Origin of the sequence: Aromatoleum bremense, from assembly GCF_017894365.1 — a bacterium.
In the GTDB taxonomy this organism is placed as follows: domain Bacteria; phylum Pseudomonadota; class Gammaproteobacteria; order Burkholderiales; family Rhodocyclaceae; genus Aromatoleum; species Aromatoleum bremense.
This window is the reverse complement of the sequence record NZ_CP059467.1, coordinates 1,587,415-1,600,380: the sequence shown is the minus strand read 5'-3', so window position 1 is coordinate 1,600,380 and position 12,966 is coordinate 1,587,415. Positions and strand designations below refer to the sequence as shown.

At 65.6% G+C, this 12,966-nt stretch carries 13 protein-coding genes; 4 read left to right on the top strand and 9 right to left on the bottom strand.

The genetic code is table 11. From position 1 onward, the window contains the following. Window positions 1-13 precede the first annotated feature (13 nt). Together tolQ and ybgC are read right to left on the bottom strand one after the other, a co-directional pair. On the bottom strand, window positions 14-688 hold the full coding sequence (gene tolQ / locus pbN1_RS07585) for a protein TolQ (protein ID WP_169202164.1): 675 nt from the start codon (window positions 686-688) through the stop codon (window positions 14-16). After that, window positions 685-1,131, bottom strand: a complete 447-nt coding sequence (ybgC, locus tag pbN1_RS07580) for a tol-pal system-associated acyl-CoA thioesterase (RefSeq protein ID WP_169118639.1) — start codon at window positions 1,129-1,131, stop codon at window positions 685-687. The genes tolQ and ybgC overlap by 4 nt, the downstream gene beginning before the upstream one ends. Before the next feature lie 217 nt (window positions 1,132-1,348). Here ybgC and pbN1_RS07575 point away from each other — a divergent pair, with 217 nt between their 5' ends. From pbN1_RS07575 to pbN1_RS07560, 4 genes are all read left to right on the top strand, one after another. Then, complete coding sequence (locus tag pbN1_RS07575) at window positions 1,349-2,512, top strand: STAS domain-containing protein (RefSeq protein ID WP_345790546.1); 1,164 nt, start codon at window positions 1,349-1,351, stop codon at window positions 2,510-2,512. A gap of 37 nt (window positions 2,513-2,549) precedes the next feature. Next, a complete protein-coding gene (hslV, locus tag pbN1_RS07570; RefSeq protein ID WP_169118640.1) occupies window positions 2,550-3,089 on the top strand; it encodes an ATP-dependent protease subunit HslV in 540 nt (179 codons plus the stop codon). Continuing rightward, the gene (hslU, locus tag pbN1_RS07565; protein WP_169202163.1) at window positions 3,086-4,414 is read left to right on the top strand and encodes an ATP-dependent protease ATPase subunit HslU; all 1,329 of its coding nucleotides are present in this window, start codon (window positions 3,086-3,088) and stop codon (window positions 4,412-4,414) included. Before hslV ends, hslU begins: the two co-directional genes overlap by 4 nt. 135 nt (window positions 4,415-4,549) lie before the next feature. Further along, window positions 4,550-5,425 (top strand): AEC family transporter, encoded by an 876-nt coding sequence (locus pbN1_RS07560; protein ID WP_169202162.1) that lies wholly within the window; start codon window positions 4,550-4,552, stop codon window positions 5,423-5,425. Window positions 5,426-5,431: 6 nt separating this feature from the next. Here pbN1_RS07560 and pbN1_RS07555 read toward each other — a convergent pair whose 3' ends face one another. From pbN1_RS07555 to pbN1_RS07525, 7 genes are all read right to left on the bottom strand, one after another. Beyond that, window positions 5,432-6,208, bottom strand: a complete 777-nt coding sequence (locus pbN1_RS07555) for a ferredoxin--NADP reductase (protein ID WP_169202161.1) — start codon at window positions 6,206-6,208, stop codon at window positions 5,432-5,434. 97 nt (window positions 6,209-6,305) lie between these two features. Further along, a complete protein-coding gene (locus tag pbN1_RS07550) occupies window positions 6,306-7,100 on the bottom strand; it encodes a slipin family protein (RefSeq protein ID WP_169202160.1) in 795 nt (264 codons plus the stop codon). Next, complete coding sequence (locus pbN1_RS07545; RefSeq protein WP_169202159.1) at window positions 7,100-8,545, bottom strand: NfeD family protein; 1,446 nt, start codon at window positions 8,543-8,545, stop codon at window positions 7,100-7,102. The genes pbN1_RS07550 and pbN1_RS07545 overlap by 1 nt, the downstream gene beginning before the upstream one ends. A 188-nt stretch (window positions 8,546-8,733) precedes the next feature. Then, a complete protein-coding gene (locus pbN1_RS07540) occupies window positions 8,734-9,990 on the bottom strand; it encodes a nitronate monooxygenase (RefSeq protein ID WP_169202158.1) in 1,257 nt (418 codons plus the stop codon). A gap of 156 nt (window positions 9,991-10,146) precedes the next feature. Then, on the bottom strand, window positions 10,147-11,427 hold the full coding sequence (gene cysN, locus pbN1_RS07535) for a sulfate adenylyltransferase subunit CysN (protein WP_169202157.1): 1,281 nt from the start codon (window positions 11,425-11,427) through the stop codon (window positions 10,147-10,149). Window positions 11,428-11,893: 466 nt separating this feature from the next. Then, window positions 11,894-12,808, bottom strand: coding sequence for a sulfate adenylyltransferase subunit CysD (cysD, locus tag pbN1_RS07530; protein ID WP_169201851.1), 915 nt, complete (start codon window positions 12,806-12,808; stop codon window positions 11,894-11,896). 9 nt (window positions 12,809-12,817) lie between these two features. Further along, window positions 12,818-12,964 carry a hypothetical protein gene (locus tag pbN1_RS07525; RefSeq protein ID WP_169201850.1) on the bottom strand — a complete coding sequence of 49 codons (147 nt, stop codon included), beginning with the start codon at window positions 12,962-12,964 and terminating at the stop codon, window positions 12,818-12,820. Between the last annotated feature and the right edge of the window lie 2 nt (window positions 12,965-12,966).

Below are 12,966 nucleotides of genomic sequence, written 5' to 3'. Positions count from 1 at the left end.
AAACCTCCGGCGCTCAGCGCAGCTGGCGCTGCAGGATGTTCGAGAACTCTTCCATGAAGCTTTCGAAGCGGATGCCGATCCGGTCGATGTCGTGGGCGAAGCGGTTATACGCGACGACCGCCGGAATCGCGGCGAACAGGCCAATAGCGGTGGCGACGAGGGCTTCGGCGATGCCGGGCGCGACCTGGGCGAGCGTCGCCGAGCTGACGTTGGACAGGCCGCGGAACGCGTTCATGATTCCCCACACCGTACCGAGCAGACCGATATACGGCGAGACCGAACCGACCGAGGCGAGAAACGCGAGGTGGGCTTCGAGGTCGTCCATTTCGCGCTGGTAGGTTGCGCGCATCGCGCGGCGGGCGCCATCGATCGTCGCCGCGTGGTCGTGGCTTTTCGCCCGCAGCTTGGTGAATTCGCGATAGCCCGATTCGAAGATGCGCTCCATGCCGCCCGTCTGATGGCGCGCCGCGGCGGCCGACTGGAACAGTCCGTTGAGGTCGCCGCCGCTCCAGAAGTCGCGCTCGAAGCCGTTGGTCTTGTTGCGTGCCGAGCGGATCTGGAACGACTTGCGGAAAATCCAGTACCAGGAAATGAGGGAGAGGCTGGCGAGCAGTGCCATCACCAGCTGCACGAGGACGCTGGCCTGGCTGACCAGGCTGATGATGGAGAGGTTTTCGGTGAGGGTCATGCTTGAACGAGTTTTTCCAGTCTGGAACGTATTTCGGCAGGGAAGGGGGTGGGGCGTTTTTTGTCGAGATGGACGCAGGCGATCACGAAGCGGCCATCGAACAGGAGTTCGGTGTCGCGCAGCACGCGTTGCGCAAAAACCAGGCTCGCGCCGCCAACCGTGTCGATGTTCGACACGACGTGTAACGCATCATCGAGGAATCCGGGTGACAGATAGTCGGCCTTTACCGAGCGCACGACGAAGGCGATCCGTTGTTCGGTGAGCAGTGCCTGCTGCTCGAAGCCGATTTCCCTGAGGGTTTCGGTGCGCGCGCGCTCGCAAAAGCGCAGGTAGTTGGCGTAATAGACGACGCCGGCGGCATCGGTGTCTTCGTAATAGACCCTCAGCGGCAGCGAAAAAACGGTCTTTTCCGCTGCGATCGCAGGGTGGCAAGCGGTGTGCATCGCAGCATTCTAGCCGACTCGCACCGGCGCTGCGAATCCGTTTCCGGGCACATTTTTTCAAAATGCAAGGCGTTGCCGGGACGCCGCGCGAAGGGGCAAATCGACCCGATGCGCCGGGGAGTGGCCCGAGTTGCGCAATGCCCGTTTCGTTTCCGAAGTGCTATTCTTTGCCGCTTGGTACGATTCACCTAACCATATTCCCTGGACAGGCTGCGACGTGGTCCTTCCATTTTTCGGCAAGAAGTCCGTCTCCGGCCCCCCGGCTGGCAGCGATGCCAGCACGCACCCGGCCTCGTCTGCACGGGTCGAGCACGCCGCGGAATTGTCGACACTGGATTTCACCGGTGATGCGAACCACGCACTCACGCAGTACGCCGGGCTCATGGAGGTGACGGAGGTCGGGGCCGGTCTCGGTGCGGCGTACGAGGAGGCCGCGGTGCTCTATGCCAATGGCAGTGCCGACGCTGCCGAATCGGTGCTCGGTGCGGTGCTCGACAGCGCGTCGCATCAGGCTGGCGAGGGGGTGTGGATGATGCTCCTCGATCTCTATCGCCTCACCGGCCAGCGCCAGCGCTTCGAGTCGCGGGTGGTCGATTACGCGACCCGTTTCGAGCGTTCCCCCCCTCCCTGGCAGGACCTGTCGAGCGCGCCCGGGCAAGGTCGGTCGAAGGCCGTGCCGTTGCTGAGCCTCTCCGGCACACTGTCGGGGCAATCGACGACGCAGTTCGAGCAGATCGGGACCATCGGCAAGAAGAGCGGCGCGATCCGCGTCGAGCTGAGCCGCTTGCGCTCGGTGGATGAAGCCGGATGCACGCTGTTCCGCAAGCTGTTGCGCGAACTTGCCGCCGAGCGCGTCAAGGTGTCGCTGCTCAAGTGCGGGCAGCTTTCTGACATGCTGGCGGGGCAGGTGCACGTCGGCCGGCCGGAGGGACGGGACGGCTGGCTGTTGCTGCTCGAGATGCTGCAGCACACCGGCGAGCAGGATCGCTTCGAACAGATCGCGGTCGATTACGCGATAACATTCGAGGAATCCCCGCCGTCGTGGGAACCGAAGATGGAGCGCGAGGCGATCTCCACCGCCGCGATCGAAGCGGCCGTCGCCGCCGCCGAAGGCTTCAGCCTCGATGGCGAACTGACGAGCGCCATGACCGAGAGCATTCGCCGGCTGGCCGCTTTCGCGGCGGGCCGCCAGCGCTTCGAGGTCGATTGCGCGCAGCTGCGGCGGCTCGACTTCGTCAGCGCCGGCACGCTGTTCAACGTCCTCGCAACCCTGCAGGCGCAGGGTACGCAGGTGATTTTGAGAAACGTGAATGCCATGGTCGCCGCACTTCTGCGCGTCATGAGCGTCGATCAGGTCGCGCAGGTGACGCTCCGCGTTTGAGGCGGAGTTCTTGCCGCGCTGCGAAGGAAAAATATCAATGGAACAGTATCACGGCACCACTATCCTTTCGGTGCGCCGCGGCCGGCGCGTAGCGCTCGGCGGAGACGGGCAGGTCACGCTCGGCAACATCGTCATCAAGGCGACCGCGCGCAAGGTGCGTCCGATCTACCAGGGCAGGATACTCGCCGGGTTTGCCGGCGGCACGGCCGACGCGTTCACGCTGTTCGAGCGCTTCGAGGCGAAGCTCGAGAAGCACCAGGGCAACGTGCTGCGCAGCGCAGTGGAGCTGGCGAAGGACTGGCGCACCGACCGCATGCTGCGTCGGCTCGAGGCGATGCTCGCGGTCGCCGATCCGGACAACTCCCTCGTCATCACCGGCAACGGCGACGTGCTCGAGCCGGAGCAGGGCATCGTCGCGATCGGCAGCGGCGGCGCGTATGCACAGTCGGCGGCCCGCGCGCTGCTCGAGAATACCGAACTGCCGCCGGAAGACATCGTGAAGAAGTCGCTGCAGATCGCCGGCGATCTGTGCATCTATACGAACCAGAGCCACGTAATCGAGGTACTCGAGGGATGACCCAGATGACCCCCCCGGAGATCGTCTCCGAACTCGACAAGCACATTGTCGGCCAGGGCAAGGCCAAGAAGGCCGTCGCGATCGCGCTGCGCAACCGCTGGCGCCGCGCGCAGGTCGAGGAGCCGCTCAGGAGCGAGATCACGCCGAAGAACATCCTGATGATCGGCCCGACCGGCGTCGGCAAGACCGAGATTGCGCGCCGGCTCGCACGGCTCGCGAACGCGCCCTTCATCAAGATCGAGGCGACGAAGTTCACCGAGGTCGGCTATGTCGGCCGCGACGTCGACACGATCATCCGCGACCTCGCCGAGATTGCCGTCAAGGACGGACGCGAACGCGCGATGCGCACGGTGCGCGACCGCGCGCTCGACGCCGCCGAGGACCGCGTGCTCGATGCGCTGTTGCCGCCGGCCCGCCCGGTCGGCCTCAACGAGCCGGAACCCGCGGATTCGAGCACGCGGCAGAAATTCCGCAAGCGCCTGCGCGAAGGCGAACTCGACGACAAGGAGATCGAGATCGAAGTCGCCGCGCAGGGGATGACTGCCGAGATCTTCGCCCCGCCGGGAATGGAAGAGCTCACGCAGCAGATCCAGGGGATGTTCCAGAATCTGGGCGGCGGCAAGAAGAAGCTGCGCAAGATGAAGATCGGCGAGGCGCTGAAGGCGCTGACCGACGAGGAGGCGGCGCGGCTCATCAACGACGAGGAAGTCAAGGCCGAGGCCGTCCGTGCGGTGGAGCAGAACGGCATCGTGTTCCTCGACGAGATCGACAAGGTCGCGTCGCGCTCGGAAGGGCAGGGCGCGGACGTGTCGCGCCAGGGCGTGCAGCGCGACCTGCTGCCGCTCGTCGAAGGGACGACCATCTCAACGAAGTACGGGATGATCAAGACCGATCACATCCTGTTCATCGCCAGCGGCGCGTTCCACCTCGCCAAGCCGAGCGACCTGATCCCCGAACTGCAGGGGCGCCTGCCGATCCGCGTCGAGCTCGAGAGCCTGTCGGTCGAGGACTTCCAGTGCATCCTGACGCAGACCGACGCGTGCCTCGTGCGCCAGTACCAGGCGCTGCTCGCGACCGACGGCGTGGCGCTGGAGTTTACCGACGACGGCATCCGCCGTTTCGCCGAGATTGCGTACCAGGTCAATGAGAAGACCGAGAACATCGGCGCGCGCCGCCTCTATACGGTGATGGAAAAGCTGCTCGAGGAAGTCTCGTTCGAGGCCGGCAAGATCGGCCTGGACAAGCTTCTCGTCGATGCCGCGTACGTCGACGCGCGGCTCGAGATTCTCGCGCAGCGTGAGGATCTCGCGCGCTACGTGCTCTAGCACGGCGCAAGACGGCGGTCGCGCGCCGCCGTTCGTCGTTCGCGGACCTCGCGGCGGGAACGCTCCCGGCGTGCCGCGGCTCCCCATCCGCTTGCCCGGCCTGCGCGGCCGGCGAGCGCCGGAATTCTCCTCGCCATGCTCGTGCGCATCGTCTCGATCCTTTTTCCGCTGTTCGCGATCACCGCGCTGGGCTATTTCGTCGGCAGGCGGATGAAGCCCGACCTGTCGCACGCGAACAAGCTGAACATGGAAGTCTTTATCCCGGCGCTGGTGTTCGCGGCGCTGGCGAACAAGGATTTTCGCATCGTCGAGTTCGTGCCGCTGGTCGTCGCGACGCTGGTCATCGTCATCGGTTCGGGCCTGATCGGCTGGGCGCTCGCACGTTCATCGCGGATCGCGCCGAAGACTTTCGTGCCGCCGATCATGTTCAACAACTGCGGCAACCTCGGCCTGCCGCTCGCCGTGCTGGCTTTCGGCGAACCGGCGCTGGCGCCCGCGGTGGTGATGTTCATGGTATCGAACCTGCTGCATTTCTCGTTCGGCGCGTGGCTGCTCGACCATCGCATCAAGGTGTGGACGGTGTGGAAAGTGCCGTCGGTGCTGGCGACGCTCGCCGGACTCGCAGTCGGCATTGCCGGCATCGCGGTGTGGCCGCCGCTGATGCTCGCGATCAAGATGCTCGGCGACGTGTCGATCCCGCTGATGCTGTTCGCGCTCGGGGTGCGCCTCACCGATTCGAACATCTCGTCGATCGGGCTGGGGTTTTACGGCGCCGCTGCGCGTCCGCTCGTCGGCATGATGCTTGCGTACGCGGTGATGCTGTTCATCGACCTGCCGCCGCAACAGGAAGCCCTGCTGCTGGTGTTCGGCGCCCTGCCGCCGGCGGTGCTCAACTACATCTTCGCCGAGCGCTATCACCAGGAGCCGCAGGCGGTGGCGTCGATGGTGCTGATCGGCAACGTCGCGGCGGTGGTTTTCCTGCCGATCGCGCTGGCGATCGTGCTGCCCTGAGCCTTCTCACCACATGTTCTCGACGACGAGCTGCGCCGGCGCCGCGCGGCGCGACAGCTTGTAGCCTAGGCGGTTGAGGAGTTTGCGCCCGTCATCGACCATCTGCGGGTTGCCGCACAGCATGATGCGGCTGCGTTCGTGATCAAGCGGGAAGCCGACTGCGCGTTCGAGTTCGCCGCTCTCGATCAGCGTGGTGATGCGCGCGCGCAACGCCCCGGCGACACGCTCACGGGTGACGACCGGCACGTAGTGCAGCTTGTGCACCACGTCGCCGACCAGCGGGTGGTCCACCAAGCGCGCGATCTCGTCGCGGTAGGCAAGTTCGGCGGCGGTGCGCACGCTGTGCACGAGGACGATGCGCTCATAGTCGGTCCAGGTGCTGCGGTCATGCAAAATCGAAATGAACGGCGCGAGCCCGGTACCGGTCGCGAGCAGCCACAGGTCGCGCCCGCCTTCGAAGCGATCCGTCGTCAGGAAGCCGTAGTTCATCTTCTCGACGAAAATCTCGTCCCCTTCAGCGAGGCGGGCGAGGCGGCTCGTAAATTCTCCATCCGGCACGACGATCGAATAAAACTCGAGGTATTCGTCATATGGCGCGGAGACCATCGAATACGCGCGCCAGACGATCGAACCGTCCTCCTTGCGCAGCCCGAGGCGGGCGAACTGCCCCGGCACGAAGCGGAACGCCGCGTCGCGCGTGGTGCGGAAGCTGAACAAATGCGGCGTCCAGCGCCGTAGTGCGATGATGCGCTCGGTGGTGAAGCGGTCGGCTGGCAAGGACATCGGCAGCTCCGTCGGGAGTGGCTAATGTTGATTAAAATACTCGGGTATTGCGCCGTGGGCAAGCCGCGCGGTCTCGGCGGGTCCGGCCGTCGCAGCTTCAGGCTTGCGGCGGCCGAGTCGGCATGACGGGGCGCGAGCCGCCGGCTTCGAGGAATCCCTTGAGCAGGTCGACCGGCACCGGGAAGACGATCGTCGAGGATTTTTCGCCAGCGACCTGCGTCAGTGTCTGCAGGTAGCGCAGCTGCATCGCGGCGGGCTGGCGCGACAGCATCTCGGCCGCTTCCATCAGGCTTTCGGCCGCCTGCTTCTCGCCTTCGGCATGGATTACCTTCGCGCGCCGCTCGCGCTCGGCTTCGGCCTGCCGGGCGATTGCGCGCACCATCGTCTCGTTGAGGTCGACGTGCTTGATCTCGACGTTCGTGACCTTGATGCCCCACGCATCGGTCTGCGCGTCGAGGATCTGCTGCACGTCGAGGTTCAGCCGTTCGCGTTCGGCGAGCATCTCGTCGAGTTCGTGCTTGCCGAGCACCGCGCGCAGCGTCGTCTGCGCGAGCTGGCTGGTCGCCACCATGTAGTTTTCGACCTGGATGATCGCCTTCTCGGGGTCGACGACGCGGAAGAACACGATCGCGTTGACCTTCACCGAGACGTTGTCACGCGAGATCACATCCTGGCTCGGCACGTCCATCGTCACGACGCGCAGGTCGACCTTGACCATCTGCTGGATGCCGGGAATCACGATCACCAGGCCGGGGCCCTTGACCTTCCAGAAGCGTCCGAGCATGAAGATCACGCCGCGCTCATATTCCCGCAGGATCCGGATCGAACCCACGACGAGCGCGATCAGGATCAGCAGCACGGTGCCGAGGCCGAGGTTGAAGTCGTACATCATCAGGAACTCCTTTCGATCGCAGAATGGGTGGGTGCGAGTCGTTCGACCTGCAGTGTCAGGCCGCTCATGCCGACGACGCGCACCCGGTCGCCCCGTGCCAGGGGTTCGGATGCCGTGACGCGCCAGGATTCGCCTTGCACCTGCGCCCAGCTGCCGTCGCCCGACACGACCGTGACCGTGCCGATGCTGTCCACCAGCGCTTCGCGGCCGCTGACGACGGCCCGCTTGCGGGTTCGCGCGGCAAGGCTGCCGACCGCGAGAATCAGCGCGGCGCTGACGAGAGCGAGTCCGATGATGAACGGCAGGGGGATGCCGAAGCCGGGCGCCTCGGTGTCCATCAGGAACAGGCCGCCGATGACGAAGGCGACGATGCCGCCGACGCCGAGCGCGCCGAAGCTCGGCAGGAAGGCTTCGGCGAGCATCAGCGTTGCGCCGATCGCGATCAGCGCGACCCCGGTCCAGTTGACCGGCAGCAACTGGAACGCATACAGCGCGACCAGCAGGCAGATCAGCCCGGCGACCCCGGGGACGCCGAAGCCCGGGCTGGTGAATTCGAAGAACAGGCCGTAGATGCCGATCATCATCAGCACCAGCGCGAGTTGCGGATTCGAGAGGATCGACAGGAGGCGGTTGCGCCAGTCGGGCACGATCCGTTCGACCTCGGCGCCCGTCGTGGCCAGCTGCACCACGTTGCCGCTGTCGAGCTTCACGGTGCGGCCGTCAATCCGCACCAGCAGATCTTTCAGGTCGCTCGCGACCACATCGATGACGCCCCCCTTGAGCGCTTCGTCGGCCGACAGGCTCGCCGCCTCCCGCACTGCGCGTTCGGCGAAGTCCGCGTTGCGGCCGCGAAGCTGGGCGAGGCTGCGCAGATAGGCGGCGGCGTCGTTCTCGATCTTCGCCCTCATCGCGTCGCCACGCGGCGGTTTCGGTGCGGCGGCCTGGTCGGCACTGTCGCCATCCTTGCCGGGCTGCCTGGCAGCCGGATCATCGTCTTCGGCAGGCGGTTTTCCGCTTCCCGGCGCACCGATCGCGACCGGCGTCGCGGCGCCCAGATTCGTCGCCGGCGCCATCGCGGCGATGTGGCTCGCATAGAGGATGTAGGTGCCTGCGCTGGCGGCGCGTGCGCCGCCGGGGCTGACGTAAGTCGCGATCGGTATCGGTGATGCGAGGATTTCGCGGATGATGACGCGCATCGAGGCGTCGAGCCCTCCGGGGGTGTCCATCTCGATGACGACGAGTCGGGCGTTCTCCGAACGCGCGCGCGCCAAGCCGCGGCTGACGAAGTCGGATGTCGCCGGGCCGATGACGCCGTCCAGGCGCAGCGCGACCACTTTCGCGGCCGCAGTTTCGGCCGTCCGCCCATCGACAGGCACGCCGAGGCCCAAGCTGAGGCCGAACAGCAGAAAAAGCAGGGTGCCCAGTCGTCGCATCGCAGCGTGCATGCCGGTTCCTTCGAACGCCGATGCATGCGTGCGAGGTGCAATGCGTCATGCATCCGCTCGTCTGAGTGTAGCGCGAGCGAAGCGTTCCCGCTGACAGGGCGACGACGGGCTGCGCGACCGTGGGCGAAAGACGAACAAGGGAGCGGCCGCCGCGGGGCGTGCGCTCCCTTCAAGCGGTCCGGGCGGCTTCAGGCCTGTTCGGCCGGCGGCAACGCGATGCGGTTGTCCTTGCTGTACTGGTAGTCGTGGAAGATGTGTTCCGCGCTGAGGATCTGGTACGTGCCGTCCGGCCGCCTGTGCGTCGTGTCCTTGAGCCGGTACGTGTAGTGGCCGCAGGTCCAGCAGTCGAAGTTGCGCATGTGCGTGCACAGGCAGGTCTTGTCCATCACGCGCAGGCGCCGCGCGTCCGGGTGCGCGGCGAGCTCGCGGTTGTAGGCGGTGATGTACGCGCAGTTGCCGTTCGCGTCGAGCAGGTAGCCGTAGGCTTCGCAGTTCGGGCGGATGCCGGCGCCGATCGACGGGCTGCTCTTGAGCATGCGCATCGGGTAGCCGGTCGGCGAGGTGTTGTTGACCTCGATGTCTTCTTCGTGCGCTCCGAAGTAGTGCTGCTGCACTGCCGGCGGCAGTCCGCATTCGTGCGACACGGTGAAGCGCGTCGCCACCTGCACCGCCGCGGCGCCCGCGTCGAGGAAGGACACCGCGTCGCTGCCGGTGAAGATGCCGCCGGCCGGGATCAGCGGGATGTCGAGTTTTTCGGCCTTCAGGTAATCCTGGATCTCGGCGACGATCGCGTGCAGGTCGTACTTCGCCCAGTCCATGCCGAAGCCGAGATGGCCGCCCGCGAGCGGGCCTTCGACGACGACGTAGTCGGGCAGGCGGTTGGTGCGCGCCGACTTGCGCAGGAACAGCAGCAGCGCGCGCAGCGACGACACGATGATGCCGAGCTTGACGTCGCGAAAGCGCGGGTGATCCTCGATCAGCGCGAACGAACCCAGATGCAGGCCGGCGGCGAGCGTGATGCCGTCGATACCGGCGTCGAGCGCCGAGCGCAGGCGCACGCGCAGCGTGTCCTTGGGCCCGTTCATCGTCAGCTTTTCCATGCAGTTGATGAAGATCAGGCCGTCGCCGCGCTTGCGCTCCATTGTCCGGCGCACATGCGTTTCTGTGGCTTCGGCGAGCAGGCCGAGGTCGAACTGCACTTCGGACTTGTCGGCGTTCGCGACGTTGTACTTGTAGAACTTGAGCTTGTCGCGCACGTACTTCGTGTCGTAGCGGCGGTCGCTGACAGTCGGGACCATCGCGTCCGAGATATGCCCGATGCCGCCCAGTCGCGCGGCTTCGAGCGACAGGTCCGACGTCGAGATGTCGACGCCCATCCCGCCAATCATGATCGGCACATATTCCCTGCTGCCGAACCGCAGGCGAAAGTCATCGACAGATTTCATGTTCGTCTTCTATGTTGCTCGCTGTGCCCTGCAGCCGGAAATCGGGCAAGCCGCCATTTTCCCACACGCCGGGGGTCGACGGGGAAGGCGTTGCGCCCCCGGCGCCGTGACGGCGCCAGGGGCGGCAGGGGATGCAGGTGTTCAGGCAGGGCAGGTTCAGCGGATCATTCCGGCACCGACGGTGTTGTTCGTGCTTTCATCGATGACGATGAAAGCGCCGGTGGCGCGATTGTCGGTGTAAGGATCGGCGAAAACCGGCTGGGCGAGTTTGAGTGTCAGGTTCGCGATATCGTTCATCGCGAGCGTCGTCACGGGTTCATGTTCCAGTGTGTTGACGTCGAGCCGGTAGTCGATTTTCGCGATCTTCGCCTTCACTTCGCGCGTCGTGTGGCGCAGCAGGTAAGTGCGTGCCGGCGACATCGGGGTTTCGGACAGCCAGCACACGGTCGCGTCGATCTCCTTCAGCGCCTGCGGCTGCTCGGCGCTCTTGACGATCATGTCGCCGCGCGAGATGTCGATTTCGTCGGCCAGCAGCAGCGTGACGGACTGTTCGTGGATCGCGCGCAACTGGCTCACGCCGCCGATCTGGATGTCGCGGACAGAACTGATGCGCCCCGACGGCAGCACGGTGACGGCGTCGCCGATGGCAATCTCGCCGGATTCGACCCGCCCCATGAAGCCGCGGTAGTCGTGCAATTCCGGGTTCGCCGAATCGTGCGGGCGGCAGACGAACTGCACCGGGAAGCGGAAGTTCTCGGCCTGTTCGGTGTGCGCCGCCGGCACCGCCTCGAGGATCTCGAGCAGCGTCGGGCCGTCGTACCACGACAGCCGTTCGCCGCGGTCGACGATCATGTCGCCGTTAAGCGCCGACAACGGGATGAAGCGCACATCCTTGATGCCGAGCTTGGCCCCAAAGGCGAGGTAGTCCGCCTTGATGCGCTCGAACACGGCCTCGTCGTAGTCGACGAGGTCCATCTTGTTGACGGCGACGAGCAGGTGCGGGATGCCGACCAGGCTCGCGAGGTACGAGTGGCGGCGCGTCTGCGTCAGCACGCCTTTTCTCGCATCGACGAGGATGATCGCGAGGTTCGCGGTCGAGGCGGCGGTCACCATGTTGCGTGTGTACTGCTCGTGGCCGGGCGCGTCGGCGATGATGTACTTGCGGGTGCCGGTCGAGAAGTAGCGGTAGGCGACGTCGATCGTGATGCCCTGTTCGCGCTCGGCCTGCAGGCCGTCGGTGAGCAGCGACAGATCGACGGCGGTCATGCCGCGCTTGGCCGAGGTCTTTTCGATCGCGTGGAGCGTGTCGGCGAGGATCGTCTTGGTGTCGAACAGCAGGCGGCCGATCAGGGTGCTCTTGCCGTCATCGACGCTGCCGCAGGTCAGGAAGCGCAGCAGGCCGTGGTCGGTGTCGGGCAGGTTTTCAAGGGCGGACATGGTCATGGTTCCTTCAGATCTTTCCAAAATTTCTGTTGCGGCTTAAAGGTCGATGCGGTCTCGGGGGGTGCCTGCCCGCCGGGGCCGGGTGGGGTATTCGTTCTGCGGGCTGCGGAACTCGCTTCGCTGCGCTCGCTCAGACAGTCCTCGCCCGCGCCACGAACACCCCACCCGTCCCCGGCTACGTTCTGGGTTGGGCGGGAGGGCAAAACCGGATGCGGGGTTCTGTTTTCCGATTCGAGCTGCGTTTCCCCGCGTCGTTAATTCGTCAGCTTCACTGCGCCGGCATCGATCAACCACCGCTCCTGATTCCTTTCGCCCGAGCCGGCACACTGTCAGAGCGGGGCGGGGTGTTTGCGCAGCGGCGAGGACTGTCTGAGCCCGAAGGGCGAGTTCCGCAGCCGCGGAGCAAATTCCCCGCTCCGCTCGATTAGCAGCACTCCGAATACAAACTCCCCGCAGCCCCTCAGAAATACCCTTCCTTCTTCCGCTGCTCCATCGAGGCGTCCGAAGTCTGGTCGTCCATCCGCGTCGCGCCGCGTTCGGTGATCGTCGTCGTCGCGGTCTCAAGGAGTATCTTCGCGACGGTGTCGGCATCGGATTCGACCGGGGCCGTGCAGGTGATGTCGCCGACGGTGCGAAAGCGCACCTGGACGTTCTCGACGACGTCGCCGGGCTTGGCTGGGGTGACGTCGGTGACCGGCTGCAGCAGGCCGTTCTTGCGCACGACCGGGCGGACATGGGCGAAGTAGATCGACGGTAGTTCGAGCTGCTCGCGCTCGATGTACTGCCACACGTCGAGCTCGGTCCAGTTGCTGATCGGGAACGCGCGGATGTTCTCGCCCTTGTGGCTGCGCGCGTTGTACAGGTTCCACAGCTCGGGGCGCTGGTTCTTCGGGTCCCACTGGCCGAACTCGTCGCGGAAGCTCATGATCCGCTCCTTGGCGCGCGCCTTTTCCTCGTCGCGCCGCGCGCCGCCGATGCAGGCGTTGAAACCGAATTCCTCGATCGCTTCGAGCAGCGTCACCGACTGGTGCTTGTTGCGCGACTCGTCGGGCGTCTTCAGCACCACCGTGCCGCGCGCCATCGAGTCCTCGACCGAGCGCACGATCAGCCGTTCGCCGAGCTCGGCGGCGCGCTTGTCGCGGAAGTCGATGACTTCCCGGTAGTTGTGGCCGGTATCGATGTGCATCAGCGGGAATGGGAAGCGGCCTGGGCGGAAGGCCTTCTCGGCGAGCCGCAGCATGCAGATCGAGTCCTTGCCGCCGGAGAACAGCAGCACCGGGTTCGAACACTGGCCGGCGACTTCGCGCAGGATGTGGATCGCCTCGGCTTCGAGCCAGTCGAGATGGGTCAGGGTTTGTCTGGTGAGCGTGGACATGGTCGTTTCTTAACGTTTGATGTTCGAGGCGCGCAGCGCGCGCAATGCGGCTTTCAGCCCGGCGCGCAGCGCCGAGAAGCGGCGGCGCAGGCCGGGACGCGAGTACGGGGCGGCAGCCGAGAGGTGCACAGTGGCGTCGTCGAGGCGGCGATTCATGG

Bases quoted from the DNA above. Each gene is read 5' to 3' on its own strand.
- tolQ (WP_169202164.1), bottom strand. From the start codon at position 688: ATGACCCTCACCGAAAACCTCTCCATCATCAGCCTGGTCAGCCAGGCC.
- ybgC (WP_169118639.1), bottom strand. From the start codon at position 1,131: ATGCACACCGCTTGCCACCCTGCGATCGCAGCGGAAAAGACCGTTTTT.
- hslV (WP_169118640.1), top strand. From the start codon at position 2,550: ATGGAACAGTATCACGGCACCACTATCCTTTCGGTGCGCCGCGGCCGG.
- hslU (WP_169202163.1), top strand. From the start codon at position 3,086: ATGACCCAGATGACCCCCCCGGAGATCGTCTCCGAACTCGACAAGCAC.
- pbN1_RS07560 (WP_169202162.1), top strand. From the start codon at position 4,550: ATGCTCGTGCGCATCGTCTCGATCCTTTTTCCGCTGTTCGCGATCACC.
- pbN1_RS07555 (WP_169202161.1), bottom strand. From the start codon at position 6,208: ATGTCCTTGCCAGCCGACCGCTTCACCACCGAGCGCATCATCGCACTA.
- pbN1_RS07550 (WP_169202160.1), bottom strand. From the start codon at position 7,100: ATGATGTACGACTTCAACCTCGGCCTCGGCACCGTGCTGCTGATCCTG.
- pbN1_RS07545 (WP_169202159.1), bottom strand. From the start codon at position 8,545: ATGCACGCTGCGATGCGACGACTGGGCACCCTGCTTTTTCTGCTGTTC.
- pbN1_RS07540 (WP_169202158.1), bottom strand. From the start codon at position 9,990: ATGAAATCTGTCGATGACTTTCGCCTGCGGTTCGGCAGCAGGGAATAT.
- cysN (WP_169202157.1), bottom strand. From the start codon at position 11,427: ATGTCCGCCCTTGAAAACCTGCCCGACACCGACCACGGCCTGCTGCGC.
- cysD (WP_169201851.1), bottom strand. From the start codon at position 12,808: ATGTCCACGCTCACCAGACAAACCCTGACCCATCTCGACTGGCTCGAA.
- pbN1_RS07525 (WP_169201850.1), bottom strand. From the start codon at position 12,964: ATGAATCGCCGCCTCGACGACGCCACTGTGCACCTCTCGGCTGCCGCC.